This is a genomic window from Micromonospora sp. WMMA1363 (genome assembly GCF_030345795.1).
Taxonomy (GTDB): Bacteria; Actinomycetota; Actinomycetes; order Mycobacteriales; family Micromonosporaceae; genus Micromonospora.
This window is the reverse complement of the sequence record NZ_JAUALB010000001.1, coordinates 2,333,934-2,349,774: the sequence shown is the minus strand read 5'-3', so window position 1 is coordinate 2,349,774 and position 15,841 is coordinate 2,333,934. Positions and strand designations below refer to the sequence as shown.

General features: G+C 73.3%; 14 protein-coding genes and 2 pseudogenes. 9 read left to right on the top strand and 7 right to left on the bottom strand.

Features of this window, described 5'->3' with window-relative positions:
• Positions 1-92 precede the first annotated feature (92 nt).
• Together QTQ03_RS10660 and QTQ03_RS30645 are read left to right on the top strand one after the other, a co-directional pair.
• The gene (locus QTQ03_RS10660; RefSeq protein ID WP_289277861.1) at positions 93-296 is read left to right on the top strand and encodes a hypothetical protein; all 204 of its coding nucleotides are present in this window, start codon (positions 93-95) and stop codon (positions 294-296) included.
• 96 nt (positions 297-392) lie between these two features.
• Positions 393-509, top strand: a pseudogene (locus QTQ03_RS30645) (globin domain-containing protein); the annotation flags it as partial.
• Positions 510-575: 66 nt separating this feature from the next.
• Here QTQ03_RS30645 and QTQ03_RS10655 read toward each other — a convergent pair.
• On the bottom strand, positions 576-1,088 hold the full coding sequence (locus QTQ03_RS10655) for a glutathione peroxidase (protein ID WP_289277860.1): 513 nt from the start codon (positions 1,086-1,088) through the stop codon (positions 576-578).
• Positions 1,089-1,309: 221 nt separating this feature from the next.
• On the opposite strand from QTQ03_RS10655, the gene QTQ03_RS10650 reads away from it, so the two are divergent.
• The 4 genes from QTQ03_RS10650 to QTQ03_RS10635 all read left to right on the top strand — a co-directional run bounded on the left by QTQ03_RS10650 (position 1,310) and on the right by QTQ03_RS10635 (position 6,206).
• Positions 1,310-2,947: a glycosyl hydrolase family 18 protein gene (locus QTQ03_RS10650; protein ID WP_289277859.1), complete on the top strand. Its 1,638-nt coding sequence runs from the start codon at positions 1,310-1,312 to the stop codon at positions 2,945-2,947.
• 215 nt (positions 2,948-3,162) lie between these two features.
• On the top strand, positions 3,163-3,636 hold the full coding sequence (locus tag QTQ03_RS10645) for a nuclear transport factor 2 family protein (protein WP_289277858.1): 474 nt from the start codon (positions 3,163-3,165) through the stop codon (positions 3,634-3,636).
• Positions 3,637-3,721: 85 nt separating this feature from the next.
• Positions 3,722-5,128, top strand: coding sequence for a class II 3-deoxy-7-phosphoheptulonate synthase (locus QTQ03_RS10640; RefSeq protein ID WP_289277857.1), 1,407 nt, complete (start codon positions 3,722-3,724; stop codon positions 5,126-5,128).
• 55 nt (positions 5,129-5,183) lie between these two features.
• The gene (locus QTQ03_RS10635) at positions 5,184-6,206 is read left to right on the top strand and encodes a threonine aldolase family protein (protein ID WP_289277856.1); all 1,023 of its coding nucleotides are present in this window, start codon (positions 5,184-5,186) and stop codon (positions 6,204-6,206) included.
• A gap of 12 nt (positions 6,207-6,218) precedes the next feature.
• Here QTQ03_RS10635 and QTQ03_RS10630 read toward each other — a convergent pair whose 3' ends face one another.
• Both QTQ03_RS10630 and pknB read right to left on the bottom strand, forming a co-directional pair.
• A complete protein-coding gene (locus QTQ03_RS10630; protein WP_289277855.1) occupies positions 6,219-7,094 on the bottom strand; it encodes a deoxyribonuclease IV in 876 nt (291 codons plus the stop codon).
• A pseudogene (gene pknB, locus QTQ03_RS10625) lies at positions 7,085-9,069 on the bottom strand (Stk1 family PASTA domain-containing Ser/Thr kinase). Before pknB ends, QTQ03_RS10630 begins: the two are co-directional and overlap by 10 nt.
• Before the next feature lie 183 nt (positions 9,070-9,252).
• On the opposite strand from pknB, the gene QTQ03_RS10620 reads away from it, so the two are divergent.
• On the top strand, positions 9,253-9,621 hold the full coding sequence (locus tag QTQ03_RS10620) for an Rv2175c family DNA-binding protein (RefSeq protein WP_289277854.1): 369 nt from the start codon (positions 9,253-9,255) through the stop codon (positions 9,619-9,621).
• A 149-nt stretch (positions 9,622-9,770) separates the two neighbouring features.
• On the opposite strand, the gene QTQ03_RS10615 is transcribed toward QTQ03_RS10620, so the two are convergent.
• Both QTQ03_RS10615 and QTQ03_RS10610 read right to left on the bottom strand, forming a co-directional pair.
• Positions 9,771-10,853, bottom strand: coding sequence for a polyprenyl synthetase family protein (locus QTQ03_RS10615; protein ID WP_289277853.1), 1,083 nt, complete (start codon positions 10,851-10,853; stop codon positions 9,771-9,773).
• Positions 10,850-11,233, bottom strand: coding sequence for a helix-turn-helix domain-containing protein (locus QTQ03_RS10610; protein ID WP_289277852.1), 384 nt, complete (start codon positions 11,231-11,233; stop codon positions 10,850-10,852). Before QTQ03_RS10610 ends, QTQ03_RS10615 begins: the two co-directional genes overlap by 4 nt.
• 237 nt (positions 11,234-11,470) lie before the next feature.
• Here QTQ03_RS10610 and metF point away from each other — a divergent pair, with 237 nt between their 5' ends.
• Together metF and QTQ03_RS10600 are read left to right on the top strand one after the other, a co-directional pair.
• Positions 11,471-12,388 (top strand): methylenetetrahydrofolate reductase [NAD(P)H], encoded by a 918-nt coding sequence (gene metF / locus QTQ03_RS10605; protein ID WP_289277851.1) that lies wholly within the window; start codon positions 11,471-11,473, stop codon positions 12,386-12,388.
• A gap of 43 nt (positions 12,389-12,431) precedes the next feature.
• Positions 12,432-13,121, top strand: a complete 690-nt coding sequence (locus tag QTQ03_RS10600) for a CDP-alcohol phosphatidyltransferase family protein (protein WP_289277850.1) — start codon at positions 12,432-12,434, stop codon at positions 13,119-13,121.
• Between the two features lie 87 nt (positions 13,122-13,208).
• Here QTQ03_RS10600 and QTQ03_RS10595 read toward each other — a convergent pair whose 3' ends face one another.
• Together QTQ03_RS10595 and QTQ03_RS10590 are read right to left on the bottom strand one after the other, a co-directional pair.
• Complete coding sequence (locus tag QTQ03_RS10595) at positions 13,209-14,696, bottom strand: phytoene desaturase family protein (RefSeq protein ID WP_289277849.1); 1,488 nt, start codon at positions 14,694-14,696, stop codon at positions 13,209-13,211.
• 11 nt (positions 14,697-14,707) lie between these two features.
• Complete coding sequence (locus QTQ03_RS10590) at positions 14,708-15,838, bottom strand: glycosyltransferase family 2 protein (RefSeq protein WP_289277848.1); 1,131 nt, start codon at positions 15,836-15,838, stop codon at positions 14,708-14,710.
• Positions 15,839-15,841 lie beyond the last annotated feature (3 nt).

Here is a 15,841-nt window from a genome sequence, read left to right as displayed (position 1 = left end):
TCCGGTGGGTTCCCGATCGTGTCTGTGCCGTCTCCGCCCGTCCGGGTGCCACTCCAGTTTCGCGATCTCGACGGAGACTGTCGACGGCGGCGGTGGACGACTTCCCGACACTCACCGCGTCGTGGTCCGTCACCATGCGGTACGCCCGCGCGGCGGCCGACGACTTCTGGTGCTGTGTCGAGGTTCGCTGCCAGGGGCTGCTGCCGGAGCGGGAGGCGGCGGTGTTCCTGGCCGTGCTCGGGGGCTGGCCAGCGGCGGTGACGATCCGGCGGGACGGGCGGCGCTGCTGGCCGTGATCGGCCGGGCCTGTCGCTGTTACGGGCTGCTGCCGCACCAGCGCACCATCGAGGCCGCGCTGGTCGCCGCTGTCGCTCGCCGCGCGTCGTGGTCGCCGGAGCTGGCGGCGGCTTGGGCCCAACGCCCCGCGCCCCGACGGCACCCTCGAGTTCCACGTCCGGGCGGTCGCTTCCGTCTCCCGCGCCCTGGTCCATGCGGTACGTCCCGGGGACCGGCGGATCCACCTGCCCGGCGAGGTGGCCGGCTGACGGGCGACTACCGCACGTGATCGAACGTAATCAATCGTCTACCTGGTGCTGGCTTTGGGTGGGCAGCACCTTTTCGACCGCGGAGCGCAGCTCCGGGGAGTCGGGGGTGACCTCTGGGGCGAACCGGGCCGCCACCGTGCCGTCCGGCGCGACGAGGAACTTCTCGAAGTTCCACCGGACGTCGCCGGTGTGCCCCTCGGCGTCCGGGGTGGACACCAGCTCGGCGTAGAGCGGGTGCCGGTCGGGGCCGTTCACGTCGACCTTCTCGGTGAGCGGGAAGGTCACGCCGTAGTTCACCTGGCAGAAGTCGTTGATCTCCGCGGCGCTGCCGGGCTCCTGGTCGGCGAACTGGTTGCACGGCACACCGAGCACCACCAGGCCGCGGTCGGCGTACTCGTCGTGCAGCGCCTGGAGGTTGGCGTACTGCGGGGTGAGGCCGCAGCGGGACGCGACGTTGACCACCAGCAGGGCGCGCCCGCGGTAACGGGCGAGGTCGGCGGGGCCGCCGGTGAGGGCGTCGATCGCGGTGTCGAAGACGGTCATGGGCGAAGGCTACGCGGGGGTGAACCGGCCCGCGCGGGCCGTACTCCGGGCGGTGGCCGCGCGCAGGGTCGCCGGACCTGTCGGCGGTGGTCGTGGTGCGGTACGGCCCGGCTTCACGCCTCACGAAATCCTTACATCCGTATCTTGACGAACTGGCGACATTGTGAGTAGCGTCTCAGCAATCATTTGGAAAGTTTCCTAACTGTTTGGAGAGGCGCCACATGAAGAGATCGCTCCGCCGAGCCCTCTGGGTCGGCGCCGTGGTCGCGTTGACGGCCGCGACCGTCCCGATGGCCTCGGCGTTCGGGGCGGGCAGTGTCACCGCCACATTCACGAAGACGCAGGACTGGGGGACCGGCCACGAGGCGCGGGTGACGGTCACCAACGGCTCGGACGCGTCGGTGAGCACCTGGCGCATCGAGTTCGACCTGCCCGCGGGTGCCAGCATCAGCTCCTTCTGGGACGCCGATGTCACCCGTACCGGCGACCATTACGTTGCGGTTAAGAAGAGCTGGGCCGGCCCGCTTGCCCCGGGTGCCAGCTTCAACTGGGGCTACGTCGGCGTCGGTCCGTACAAGGCGCCACTGAACTGCACCATCAACGGGGCGGCCTGCGGCGGCGGCCCCCTGCCCACCACGGCGCCACCGACCACGGCGCCACCGACCACGGCGCCACCGACCACCGCGCCACCGACCACCGCGCCGCCCACCACCGCGCCGCCTCCGACGACGACACCGCCCAGCGGCGACCGTAAGGTCGTCGGCTACTTCGCGCAGTGGGGTGTCTATCAACGCAACTATCACGTGAAGAACATCCACACCAGCGGCTCTGCGGAGAAGTTGACCCACATTCTGTACGCGTTCGGCAACACCACCGGCGGGCGCTGCACGATCGGTGACAGCTACGCCGACTACGAGAAGGCGTACACCGCGGCGGACAGCGTGGACGGCGTCGCCGACACCTGGGACCAGCCACTGCGAGGCAGCTTCAACCAGCTGCGCAAGCTCAAGGAGATGTACCCGCACCTGAAGGTGATCTGGTCCTTCGGCGGTTGGACCTGGTCCGGCGGGTTCACCCAGGCGGCGCAGGACCCGACCGCGTTCGCGGAGAGCTGCTACAACCTGGTCGAGGACCCGCGCTGGGCGGACGTCTTCGACGGCATCGACATCGACTGGGAGTACCCGAACGCCTGCGGTCTCACCTGCGACTCCAGCGGCCCGAACGCGTTCAAGGACGTGGTGAGCGCGCTGCGGACGAGGTTCGGGTCGTCGGCGCTGGTCACCGCCGCGATCACCGCCGACGGCAGCAACGGCGGCAAGATCGACGCCACCGACTACGCCGGCGCCGCGGCGAACCTTAACTGGATCATGCCGATGACCTACGACTACTTCGGTGCCTTCAACGCGCAGGGGCCGACCGCCCCGCACTCCGCGCTCGAGTCGTACCCCGGCATCCCGCAGCAGGGCTTCTGGTCCGACGCGGCGATCCAGAAACTCAAGAGCAAGGGCATCCCGGCTGACAAGCTGCTGCTCGGCATCGGTTTCTACGGCCGGGGCTGGACCGGGGTGACCCAGGACGGGCCGGGCGGCACCGCCACCGGACCGGCCCCGGGCACCTACGAGCAGGGCATCGAGGACTACAAGGTCCTGAAGGACACCTGCCCGGCCACCGGCACCGTCGGCGGCACGGCGTACGCCAAGTGCGGCAGCAACTGGTGGAGCTACGACACCCCGTCCACCATCGGCGGCAAGATGACGTACGCGAAGGACCAGGGTCTCGGTGGCGCGTTCTTCTGGGAACTCTCCGGCGACACCACCAACGGTGAGCTGATCGGCGCCATCAAGGGCGGTCTCGGCTAGCCCGCGGCCCGACGCACCACCCACCCGGCGGGGAGGGACCACACACCGGTCCCTCCCCGCCGGGTGTGCGGAAGGACCCCATCAACGCCCGCGGTAGTGCGTCGACGACCATCCAAGCGTCCGAAGAGGGTCTGTCATTACGGGCTGGTGCGGGGCCGATGTGACAGACTCGCCACTCGACGGGGGTTCGTTGTCCGTGGACGTTCGGAGACGACATGCGTACGTGCCGGAGGCTGGCGGTCGGTGCCCTCGTCGCGGCCCTGCCATCGGTCCTGCTCGGCTGCGGGTTCGGCAGCGACCAACCGGCGGAGCGCCCCGAACAGGCGTCCGCCGAGGAGGCGTCGGCCAAGGCCCGGGAGCGGGTGCAGGCATACCTCGACGCGGTGACGGCCAAGGACGTGGCCGCCGGGCGCAGCCAGCTCTGCGCGGCGATGCACAAGACGTTCGACGGCGCCGCCACCGGACCGAACGGGGACTTCGCCGACCACTTCGAGGTGCCGGAGGCGAAGATCACCGACGTCCGCCCCGGATCGCGGGGCCTCGAGGTGAGCACGTCGATGTCGGTGACCACCGGTACCCGCAAGATCACCCGTCCGCTGGTGTTCACGGTCACCCGGGACGGGGCTGACTGGTGCATCGCGGGCGAGTTGCCCGGCGGGAACACGCCCGGCCCCGCCACCACCCCCTGACCGAGGCCGGTGCGGGAGCTCTCACCAACCGGAACGATCCCCCTCGCCGGCAGGCCGCTTGGCCGGTCGCCGTACGCTTTCTGTCATGCGCCAAGAGTGGCATCAGCTGAGCCATCCCGCCGTCGGCAGCCCCGTGCTGCAGACCAGCCGGCCGACCGTCGACTCCGCCGAGGACACGGCCCTCGGCCTGGACCTCTGGCGGGACCTACCCCGCGCGCAGACGCCGCCCTGGCCGGATCCGGCGCCGGTCGCCGAGGTCTGCAAGGTGCTGGAGAACGTGCCGTCGGTCGTGGCGCCCTACGAGGTCGACCAACTGCGGCAGAAGCTCGCGCTCGTCTGCGAGGGCAAGGCCTTCCTGCTCCAGGGCGGCGACTGCGCGGAGACCTTCGCCGACAACACCGAGAGCCACCTGCTGGCCAACGCCCGCACGCTGCTGCAGATGGCGATCGTGCTGACCTACGGTGCCTCGCTGCCGGTGGTCAAGGTCGCCCGGGTCGCGGGGCAGTACACCAAGCCCCGGTCGCTCCCGACCGACGCGCGCGGCCTGCCGGCCTACCGCGGCGATATGATCAACTCGTTGGAGGCCACGCCGGAGGCGCGGGTCGCAGACCCGCAGCGCATGATCCGGGCGTACGCGAACTCCGCCGCCGCGATGAACATGCTCCGGGCGTACCTGGCCGGCGGCCTGGCCGACCTGCACGCGGTGCACGACTGGAACAAGGGCTTCGTGCGCAACTCGCCGGCCGGTGAGCGGTACGAGGCGATCGCCCGCGAGATCGACCGGGCGTTGGCCTTCATCCGGGCCTGCGGGATGACCAACGACGAGGCGCTGCGCAGCGTCACCCTCTACTGCTCCCACGAGGCGCTCGCCCTGGAGTACGACCGGGCGCTGACCCGGGTCTCCGACAACCGGGCGTACGGCCTGGCCGGGCACTTCCTGTGGGTCGGCGAGCGCACCCGGCAGCTCGACGGCGCCCACGTCGACTTCGTCTCCCGCATCGCCAACCCGATCGGCGTCAAGCTCGGCCCGACCACCACGCCGGACGAGGCGATCGAGCTGTGCGAGAAGCTCAATCCGGACAACATCCCGGGCCGGCTCACCCTGATCAGCCGGATGGGCAACCACCGGGTCCGGGAGACGCTGCCGCCGATCGTCGCCAAGGTCACCGCGGCCGGGGCGAAGGTGGTGTGGCAGTGCGACCCGATGCACGGCAACACCCACGAGTCATCCAACGGCTACAAGACCCGGCACTTCGACCGCATCGTCGACGAGGTGCTCGGCTACTTCGAGGTGCACCGGAACCTGGACACCCACCCCGGCGGCCTGCACGTCGAGCTGACCGGCGAGGATGTCACCGAGTGTCTCGGTGGAGCCCAGGGCATCGAGGACCTCGACCTGCCCGACCGGTACGAGACCGCCTGCGACCCACGGCTGAACACCCAGCAGTCGCTGGAACTGGCCTTCCTAGTTGCGGAGATGCTGCGTGGCTGACACTCCCACAAGCGCCACGAGTGGGCCGACGGGCCCCGCGGTCGCGCGTGAAGACATGATCGTCGACCTCCGTTCGGACACCGTCACCCGGCCGACCGTCGGCATGCGCGAGGCGATGGCGACCGCCGACGTCGGCGACGACGTGTACGGCGAGGACCCGACGGTCAACGCGCTGGAGGCCGAGGTCGCCGCGCTGTTCGGGCACGAGGCGGCGCTGTTCTGCCCGACCGGGTCGATGGCAAACCAGATCGCCCTGCAACTGCTGGTGCCGCCCGGCAACGAGCTGCTCTGCGACGCCGACGCGCACGTCGTGACGTACGAGATCGGCGCCGCCGCCGCGTACGGCGGCATCTCCTCGCGGACCTGGCCGGCGGTCGGCGCGGACATCGACCCCGACGCGGTCGCCGGCATGATCCGACCCGACGGCTACTGGGCGGTACCCACCCGCGCCATCGCCCTGGAGCAGACCCACAACCGGGGCGGCGGCGCGGTGATCCCCCTCGACACCCTCCGCGAGCTGCGGCGGGTCGCTGACGCCGGGCAGGTCGCGCTGCACTGCGACGGCGCCCGCATCTGGCACGCCCACATCGCCGACGGGGTGCCGCTGGCCACCTACGGCGGACTCTTCGACACCCTGTCGGTGTGTCTGTCCAAGGGTCTCGGCGCGCCGGTCGGCTCGCTGGTGGTGGGTGGCGCGGACCGGATCGAGCGGGCCCGCTTCCTCCGCAAGCGGATGGGTGGCGGGATGCGGCAGGCGGGAGTCCTCGCCGCAGCCGGCCGGTATGCCCTCGCGCACCACGTCGAGCGGCTCGCCGACGACCACGCGAAGGCGGCCCGGCTCGCCGAGGCGGTCGCCCCGTTCGGGGTGCTGGCCACCGACGTGCGCACCAACCTGGTCCCGCTGGACCTGACGAAGGCGTCGCTGGACGCGCACGCCCTCGCCGCCGCCGCGCGGGCGGAGGGGGTGCTGGTCTCGGTGCTCGGCCCCCGCACCGCCCGGCTGGTCACCCACCTGGACGTCGACGACACCGCCGTCGCGCACGCCGTCGACGTGCTCGCCCGCGTCCTGCGCGGCTGACCCGGCCGAGGGTCAGGCGCGCAGGCGCTTGAGGGCGGCCACGTCGGCAGCGTGGCCCAGGTGCCTCTCGGTTGGCGTCTCCACCACCACCGGCACTCCCGCGGTGGCCGGGTGGCGCATCAGCTCGGCGAACGCCGGCTCACCGATGGTGCCCTTGCCGATGTTCTCGTGCCGGTCGCGGGTGGAGCCGCAGAGGTCCTTCGAGTCGTTCGCGTGCACCAGGCGCAGCCGGCCCGCTCCAACGGTGGCCAGCAACGTGTCCAGCGTCGCCGTCATGCCGCCCTCGGCGGCCAGGTCGTGCCCGGCCGCCCAGGCGTGGCAGGTGTCGAAGCAGACGCCGAGCCACGGGTGCCCGTCCACCAGGTCAAGGTAGGGGCCGAGCTGCTCCACCCGGGCGGCGAGCGACCGCCCGCCGCCCGCGCTCGGTTCGACCAGCAGCATCGGTCCGCCCGCCTCGGCCGTGGTGTCCAGCAGCGGCAGCAGCGTCTCGCGGACCTGCCGCAGCGCCGCGTCGGCGCGCCCGGCGTCCACCGCGCTGCCGGCGTGGAATACCACCCCCCGCGCGCCGACCGCCGAGCCTCGCCGCAGCGCGTGCGCCAACGTCAGAGCCGACCGCTCAACCGTCGCGGCGGTGGGGGAGCCGAGGTTGACCAGCAGCGACGCGTGGACGAAGACCGGGAGGCCACGCTCGGCGCAGCCGACCCGGAACAGCTCGTCCTGGGCCGGGTCACCGGCCGGCAGCGCCCAGCCGCGCGAGTTGGACACGTAGATCTGGACGACTTCCGAGGCCGTCGCGTCGACGTACGGCAGGGCCGCCTTCGCCAGCCCGCCCGAGGTCGGCGTGTGCGCGCCGACCGGCCGGCGTGGCGCCGGGGTCGTCACAGGCATCCGAGGGTGACCTCGGTGCCCGGAGGCACCTGCGAGTTCTCGCCCGGGCTCTGGAACCGGACGGTGCCGTTCGGGTTGAACTGCACCGACACCGGGAAGCCCTGGCTCTGCAGGAGCTGCTGCGCCTGCGGGCACGGCAGGTCGATCACGCGCGGGACGACCACCTGCGGCGGACCCTGGCTGATCTCCAACCGCACCTCGGCTCCCTTCTCGACGCCGACGCCGTCCGCCGGGCTCTGCCCGATGACCTCGTCCCTGGGTTTGTCGGACTCCTTCACCGTGGGTGGTTCGACGAGCTTCAGCCCGAGCCGGTCCAGGATTCCCCGAGCCTCGTCGAGGTGCTTGCCGACCAGGTTCGGAACCGAGATCGGGGCCTTGCCCTTGCTCAGGACGACGGTGACCTTGTCGCCCGGTTTGACCTCGGCCCCCACCGTCGGATCGGTGGCCACCACCACGCCCGCCGGCAGGCTGTCGTCGTAGCGGGCGGGACCCTTGACCACCTCGAGCTTCGCGTCGGTCAGGTCGGTCTCGGCCAGCTCGAATTCCTTGCCGACCACGTCCGGCACCGGGAACCGCTCCGGGCCCAGGGAGAGGGTGAGCGTTATCGTGCCCCCCTTCTTGATCCGGGTGGTGGACACCGGCTCCTGGCCCAGGACGGCGTCCTTCGGTACCTGCTCGTCGTGGCGGGGGTCGGCGTACCGCAGGGTGAGGCCGGCCCGCGTCGCCTGTGCCTCCGCCTCGGCCTTGCTGAGGCTCACCAGCTGCGGGGCCACCGTGTACCGGCCGATGCCCACCCACCAGCCGCCCACCGCGGCCAGCAGGCCGAACACCACGACGACCGCGGCGACCGCCAACCGGCCCCGGCGGTCACCCGTCACCTGCGTCCACAGGGTGCCCGGCCGGGACCAGACGTCGGTCTCCTCGCGTGCCGCGCGCCGCCGGCCCGGCTGGGGGCGGTCCTCGGGGAGCCGCGCCCAGGACGGCCGTGCCGCCGGCGCGACAGCCGCCACCATCATGGTGGGCTGGGCCGCCGGCGGTTCGTCGGTCACCCGCCGCAGCACCGCCGTCCGGGTGTTCGGGTTGCCCAGGTTCTCCCGGGCCACCTGCACCTCCGCCAGCAGTGCGCCGGCGTCGGCCGGCCGTGCGCCCGGCTCCCGCCGGGTGGCCCGCGCGACCAGGTCGTCGAGCGCCTTCGGCAGCCCCGGCACCAGGGTCGACGGTGCGGGCACGTCCCGGTCCACGTGCTGCCAGGCCACCTCGACCGGCCGATCCCCGTCGTATGGCACCCGGCCGGTCAGCATCTCGAACAGCACGATGCCGGCCGAGTAGACGTCCGTACGCGGGTCGGCGTGGCCGTCGGTGACCAACTCCGGTGCGACGTAGGCGACGGTGGCCATGAGCTGGCCGCTCCGTTCGTCGTCGGCACTCGCCGCGACCGCCTGGGCCAGCCCGAAGTCGGCGACCTTCACCACGCTGTCGACCAGGTTGGCCACCCCGCCGGTCGGGGCTTCGGCGACCAGCACGTTCTCGGGCTTGACATCGCGGTGGACCAGCCCCGCCCGGTGCGCCGCGGCGACCGCGGCGAGCATCTGCTCGGCGATCGCGAGCGCCTCGTCGGGGTTGAGCCGGCGCCGCTCGGCGAGCACGTCGCGCAGCGTGCGACCCCGCACGTACTCCATCACCAGGTATGGCCGGCCGGCGTGGGTGCCCTGGTCGTAGACCGCGACGACGTTGGGATGGGTGAGTCGGGCGATCGTCTTCGCCTCATCGGTGAACCGCGCGACGAAGCCCGCTGCCCGGCCCGGGCCTCCGGACCCTGGATCGGGTGGATGATCTTGACCGCCACGGTGCGTTCGAGACGCTCGTCGGTGGCTGTGTACACGGTCGCCATGCCGCCCCGGGCCACGCGACCGCGGATGCGGTAGCGCTTGTCGATCAGCGAGCCCAGCAACGTGTCGGCGACCTGTGTGTCCATCGGCAGGCAGTCTATGTGTCCGGGGGGCGAAGTTTGAACAGGATGCTACATGCCGGTTCGACGGCCCGCGTCCGGCAACGTCGACACACGCGTCGTGGCACGTCGGCGACGCTGTTCGTAGTGGACCCGGATCACCGTGGGGTCCCGTCGCGGGAGGCCGGGGCGACGTGGCAGGGTAGTCGGGTGACCGACTCCGCACCCGCCGACGACCACGCCGCCGAACCGGCCGGCTGGCTGACCCTGCCGGAGGTCGCCGAGCACCTCGACCTACCGATCAGCAAGGTCCACCAGATGATCCGGGAGCGGGAGCTGATCGCGGTGCGCCGCGACGGCATCCGCCGGGTGCCCGCGGACCTGGTGGGCGACCAAGGCACCCTCAAACACCTGCCGGGGGTGCTCAACCTCCTCGCCGACGCCGGCTACGACGACGAGGAGTCGCTGCGCTGGCTCTACCTGCCCGACGACTCGCTGCCCGGTGGCACCGCGGCCGCCGCCCTCGCCGGCGACCAGGCCCGCGAGATCAAGCGCCGCGCCCAGGCCCTGGGTTTCTGACCCGTTCCTCCGTGCCCCGGCGATCGAGCGCTTCCGGCCCCACTCTGCCTTCTGCGCCGTGGTTGTCGGCGGGTCCGGCGCGAACGGGGAATCCGGCACGAGCGGGGAACAGGCGGGCAGCAGACAGGTGGGCAGCAGACACAGGTGGGTCAGGCGGGGCGGCGGGTGGCGGCGATGGCCAAATCAACCAGGGCCTGATGGGCCTCGGTGTCCAGGTCGACCGTGGCCAACGCGGCCAGTGCGGCGTCGGTGAGCACGCCGATCCGCTGCTCGGTGCGGGCCAGCGCCCCGCTGGCCCAGATCAGCTCCCGCAGCCGCGCCACCCCCGCCTCGTCGAGCGCCGGATCCCCGAGACCGCCGAGCAGCACCGCCCGGTCGGTGTCGTTCGCCGCCTCCAAGGCCGCCGCCAGCAGATAGGTGCGTTTCCCCTCGCGCAGGTCGTCGCCGGCCGGCTTGCCGGTCTGCGCCGGGTCGCCGAAGACGCCCAGCACGTCGTCGCGGAGCTGGAACGCCTCGCCCAGCGGCAGCCCGTACGCCGAGTAGGCCGCCCGGACGTCCGCCGACGCGTCGGCCAGGGCGGCGCCGAGCAGCAGCGGACGCTCGACCGTGTACTTCGCCGACTTGTAGCGGGCGACCTTACCCGCCCGCTCCAGCGAGGTGTCCCCGGTGGCCTGGGTCAGCACGTCGAGGTACTGACCGACGGTGACCTCGGTGCGCATCTCGTCGAAGACCGGCCGAGCCCGGGCCACCGTGCGCGGATCCAGCCCGGCGGAGTGCAGCAGCTCGTCGGACCAGACCAGGCAGAGGTCGCCCAGCAGGATCGCCGCGGCGTCGCCGAAGGAGTCCGCGTCCCCGCCCCAGCCAGACGTCCGGTGCCGGGCCGCGAACCGACGGTGCACGGCCGGCTCGCCCCGCCGGGTGTCGGAGCGGTCCATCAGGTCGTCGTGGATCAGGGCGCTGGCCTGGACGAACTCCAGCGCGGCCAGGGAGGTGACGACCTGGTCGGTGTCCACCCCGCCGGCACCCCGGAACCCCCAGTACGCGAACGCCGGTCGCAGCCGCTTGCCGCCGCCGAGGACGAATGCCTCAATCGCCTCGGCGACCGGGACCAGGGCGTCGTCGACACCGGTCATCCAGGTGCGCTGGGCGGTCAGGAACTCGGTCAGCGCCTTGTCGACGCGCTGACGCAGCCCGGCTCGGTCGACCGGGGAAACGGGAGCAGCGTGGGTCACCCCCCGACGCTAGCCGGTCCGCCACCCGTGGCGTATCCACCGGGGGCTCGGCGCGCCGGGCCGGCCGGAGGCCGCCGCGTCCCGCCCGGTCGGGTGCGGACGCGGCCGTCCGGCGAGGCGCCGGGGCCGCGGGTGCGGGCCGCGGCGCGGACCAGCACCTCCACCGGCACCGAGAGGACGACGGCGAGCCAGCCGAGCCAGAAGCCGCCGGGAACGCGACGTTGCCGCTCCCAGCGGGACACCTCGTGCCGGCTGAGGGTGGGCACGCCCGAGGCGGCGCAGAGGGCCGTGGCCAGCCGCGTCTGGCTCCAGCCCTGGGCCCGGCGGAGCCGGGCGAGCAACGGTCCGAGCTGGGTGGATTCTGACAACGTGGATGGCATCGGGCCTCTCCGGCGGTCGGTGTGGCGGCGACGCCGGCAGAACCGCTGCGCCGCCGATCGGCCTGACCCCCGCGCGTGCCCCCCGGCTGGGCCGGCGTCTCCGGCCGGCCCGACCCGCGCGGACCCGTTCTACCGCCGCGGTACGACGCTTTCCGGCCGCCGGGCGGGGTGCCCGTGACCTGTCCGGGGCGTGGGAAGGGCATGGGTCCGGCTGGCATCCACCGCTAGAGTCGGGACGTGGCGCTCGGTCTCCCCTCGGTCCTCCCCAATCCCCAGCCGGCGATCGGGGCGCTGATCCGCGATCACCGGCCGACGTTCTCCTTCGAGTTCATGCCGCCGAAGACGGCGGAGGGCGAGCGGCAGCTCTGGCAGGCCATCCGGGAGCTGGAGTCGCTGCGCCCGTCGTTCGTCTCGATCACCTACGGCGCCGGCGGGTCGACCCGGGACACGACGGTCGCGGTCACCGAGCGGATCGCCACCGAGACCACGCTGCTGCCGATGGCGCACCTGACCGCGGTCAACCACTCGGTCGCCGAGTTGCGCCACGTGATCGGGCGGCTGGCCGCGGCGGGTGTGCGCAACGTGCTCGCGGTGCGTGGCGACCCGCCGGGCGACCCGACCGGCGAGTGGATCCCGCACCCAGAGGGCGTGCACTACGCGGCGGACCTGGTCCGGCTGGTCCGCGAGTCCGGCGACTTCAGCGTCGGTGTCGCCGCCTTCCCCTACAAGCACCCCCGCTCGCCCGACATCGCCACCGACACGGCGCACTTCGTCCGCAAGTGCCGAGCCGGCGCCGAGTTCGCGATCACCCAGATGTTCTTCGACGCGGAGGAGTACCTGCGGCTACGGGACCGGGTGGCCGCAGCGGGCTGCGACACCCCGGTCCTGCCCGGCGTGATGCCGGTGACCCGGATCGGCACCATCGAGCGGTCGGTGCAGCTGTCCGGCGCCCCCTTCCCGCCGGCCCTGGCCGCGCGCTTCGAGCGGGTCGCCGACGACCCGGAGGCGGTCCGCCGGCTCGGCGTCGAGCAGGCCAGCGAGATGTGCCGGCGGCTGCTCGACGAGGGCGTGCCGGGGATCCACTTCATCACCTTCAACCGGTCCACGGCCACCCGGGAGATCTGGCAGAACCTGCGAGTCGGTGCCCGGATGTGACCGGTCGGGCGCGACACCTCGCGACCGGTGCGACGGTTGATCCGTGGTGGGCACACAGCTGAACTGGGACGACTACGCGACGGCCTGGGCGCGCCTGCACGGTGGTTTCGACCCGCGCGCGGCGGCCCCGGTCGTCCGCGCCTGGCTGCGGTTCGCCTACCACGCGGGCTACGTGCTGGGTCGGCTGCGGGTCACCCCGACCGCGGTCACCGTGGCCGGAGCGCTGCTCTGCTTCTGCGTGCCGCTGCTCGCCGTACGGCCCCAGGACGGCCCCTTCCTCGGCGCGCTGTTCGTGCTGCTCGCCTCGGTGGCGGACAGCGTCGACGGGGCGGTGGCGGTGGTGACCAACCGCACCACCCGGCTCGGGTACGTCTACGACTCGGTGGCCGACCGGCTCGGCGAAGCGGCCTGGCTGGTCGCGTTCTGGCTGATCGGCGCGCCCGGCGCGCTGGTGGCCGCCGCCGGTGGGCTCTCCTGGCTGCACGAGTACGTCCGGGCGCGGGCGGTCGCCGCGGGGATGCGGGGGATCGGTGCGGTGACCGTGGGGGAGCGCCCGATCCGGGTCTCGGTGGCCCTGGTCGGGCTGCTGTTGGCCGGGCTGACCGGGTTGATCGAGCCGGACCTGGCCGCCGGCACCATCACCATGGCGACCGCTGTCTGGACGTTGCTGGCCGGCTTCGGCCTGGGGCAGCTGCTCGCCGCCGTCCGCCGTACCCTGATCGACGCCGGCTGAGGCCTCGTCCGGTCACCCCCGCAAGGTGTGCGGGGCGTGGTGTCGACACGGGCCCTTCCACCGCAGGCGTTGCTGCGGGGCCCCGCCTCACCAGGCGGGGCCGATGGAGTCGGCGACGATCTGCGCGGAGAGGGCGACCATCGGCAGGCCGCCGCCGGGGTGGCTGGAGCCGCCGACCAGCCACAGCCCCCGGGCTGGTCCCCGGTTGGGCGGGCGCAGCAGGCCACCGGCGGTGCCGTAGATCGTCCCGCCCGGCGCGCCCGTCGCGGCGGCCAGGTCCGCCGGAGTGCGGACCTCCCGGAACACCAGCCGGTCCCGTACGTCCGCGCCCCGCTCGGCGAGCACGTCGAGGACACGGTCCGCGTACGCCTCGGCGAGGTCGGGCCGCCGCCAGTCCACCGCGCCGGCGGCGGTGCCGTGCCGGGCGGCGTTGACCAGCACGAACCATGCCTCGTGCCCGGCCGGGCGGGTCGTCTCGTCGGCCGCGACGGTGACGAAGACCGTCGGGTCCGGGGCGGGGCGGGCCCGGACGCCCCGCCCCGGCGCCCCGAACACCGCGTCGAACTCGGCGTCGTGGTCACCGGGGAAGAAGACCGTGTGGTGAGCCAGCCCGGAATCGCCGCGTACCCCGAGCAGCAGCACGAAGCCGGCGAGGCTGCGGTCGGCCAGCCCGGCCAGCCGACGTGGCGAGGGAAGCAGGTCCCGGTAGACGGTGAGCGCGTCGACGTTGGCCACCACCACGTCGGTGGGGACCGGGGCGGTCACCCCGGCGAGGCGTACCCCGTGCACCCGCCCGCCCGCCGCGTCGACCCGGGTGACCCGAGCACCGGTCCGTACCACCACGCCGAGGTCCAGGCAGCGGGTCAGCAGCGCGTCGGCCACGGTGCCCAGCCCGCCGCGCAGATACCAGCCGCCGAAGGCCAGCTCGGCGTACGGCACGGCGACCAGCGCGGCCGGCGCCCGCCGGGGGTCGGCGCCGGTGTAGGTCGCGTACCGGTCGAGCAGCATCCGCAACCGGGGATCGGTCAGGTGCCGGCGGCCCAGCCCGCGCAGGGTGCGGCCCGGCCCGATCGCGGCCAGGTCACCCAGTCGCCAGGCCAGCGCGGCCAGGTCCCGGGGCGAGTCGACGCGGCGTCGCAGGACGTCCCGTTCCGAGGCCGTCCAGACCCGCTCGGCGTGCCGCCACAGGCGCCGCCAGTCCGCCGAGGCCCGGTCGCCGAAGGCCGCGCCGATCCGGGCGGAGAACTCGACCGGGTCGGGGCAGGAGTCCAGCGTCGGCCCCCCGCCGGGGAAGACGTGCCGCACGATCGGGTCCAGCGGGACCAGGTCGAGGTACTCGTCGAGCTTCGCGCCGGTGGCCTCGAACAGGTCGTGGAAGACCTGGGGCAGGGTCAGCAGGCTGGGCCCGGTGTCGAAGTGGAACGGGCCGGCGGGGGTGTCGTGCACGTACCGGCCGAGCTTGCCGCCCACCGTGCCACCCTGCTCGAAGACAGTGACCTCGTGTCCGGTGGTGGCCAGCCGGGCGGCGGCGGCGAGGCCACCCACTCCGGCGCCGACGACCACGATCCGCGCCATGCCGCTCCTCCCTAGACGACCGGGCGGCCGCGCCAGGTGAGGCGTCGCCGCTTCCGCAGATGGTACGACCGCAGGGTCAGCCAGCCGAGGATCGCGACCGACACGGGGTGTGCCAGCGCGTCGGGCCACCACCGCCCGCCGGTCGCCCGCGCGGTGACCACCCGACCGGCGACCCCCAGCACGTACGTCGCGGCCGCGCCGGCGGCCACCCCCGGCGCGCCGGCGGCCAGTGCGAGCACGGCGACCAGCGGGGGAGCGGTGTAGAGCAGGAGAAGCAGGGCCACCACCGCACCGGCGACCGTGGGGTGCCCGAACGTGGCCCAGAGCGACTTGGTGTAGCCGTCGCGCAGCTGCGGCCAGTCGTCGTACATCTGGCAGGCGGCCAACCGCGAACCGTCGGCGAGCGCGATCCGGCCGCCGGCCCGTTTGACCGCGCGGGCCAGCTCGACGTCCTCCAGGACTCGGTCGGCCACCGCCGCGTGCCCACCCGCTTCTGTGTAGCCGGTCCGCTCCACCACCAGAAACTGCCCGCCGGCCGCCGCCAGGGACGGCCGTGCGGAGCGTTCCATCGCGCGCAGCGGCAGGAACGTCAGCCACAGCCACTGGAGCAGCGGTTGGACCAGCCGGTCGGCTGCCGTCGACACCAGGATCCGGGGGTACGGCGACAGCAGCGTCACCCGGGCGGCGCGTAGCTCGCCGACCGCCGCCGCCACCGCGTCCGGGGTGAGGACAACGTCGGCGTCGACGAACGCCAGCACGGTGGCGGCCTGGTCGGCGCGGCTGGCGAGTTGCCAGCAGGCGTGCGGTTTGCCCAGCCAGCCGGGCGGTGGAGCGACCCCGTCGAGCAGGGTGACCCGCGGGTCGCCCCCGGCTATCGCGCGGACCACGCCGGCGGTTCCGTCCGTCGACCCGTCGTCGAGTACCACGATCCGCAGCTCCGGCACGCCCCGTTGAGCCAGCAGCGCACGCAGGCACGGGCCGACGCGGGCCGCCTCGTCGCGCAGCGGCAGCAGCACCGCCACCGTCTCGGTCACCGGCACTGGCGCCCCGGTGGGGCGGCGCAGCCAACGGCCGGTGTTGACCAGGGTGTGCGCGGTCAGCGCCGCAACGCCGAGCAACAGCGCCAGCAGGGCGGCGCTCACGGG

Coding starts and splice junctions, on each gene's coding strand:
- QTQ03_RS10655 (WP_289277860.1), bottom strand. CDS start 1,088: ATGACCGTCTTCGACACCGCGATCGACGCCCTCACCGGCGGCCCCGCC.
- QTQ03_RS10650 (WP_289277859.1), top strand. CDS start 1,310: ATGAAGAGATCGCTCCGCCGAGCCCTCTGGGTCGGCGCCGTGGTCGCG.
- QTQ03_RS10645 (WP_289277858.1), top strand. CDS start 3,163: ATGCGTACGTGCCGGAGGCTGGCGGTCGGTGCCCTCGTCGCGGCCCTG.
- QTQ03_RS10640 (WP_289277857.1), top strand. CDS start 3,722: ATGCGCCAAGAGTGGCATCAGCTGAGCCATCCCGCCGTCGGCAGCCCC.
- QTQ03_RS10635 (WP_289277856.1), top strand. CDS start 5,184: ATGATCGTCGACCTCCGTTCGGACACCGTCACCCGGCCGACCGTCGGC.
- QTQ03_RS10630 (WP_289277855.1), bottom strand. CDS start 7,094: ATGCCTGTGACGACCCCGGCGCCACGCCGGCCGGTCGGCGCGCACACG.
- QTQ03_RS10610 (WP_289277852.1), bottom strand. CDS start 11,233: ATGCCATCCACGTTGTCAGAATCCACCCAGCTCGGACCGTTGCTCGCC.
- QTQ03_RS10595 (WP_289277849.1), bottom strand. CDS start 14,696: ATGGCGCGGATCGTGGTCGTCGGCGCCGGAGTGGGTGGCCTCGCCGCC.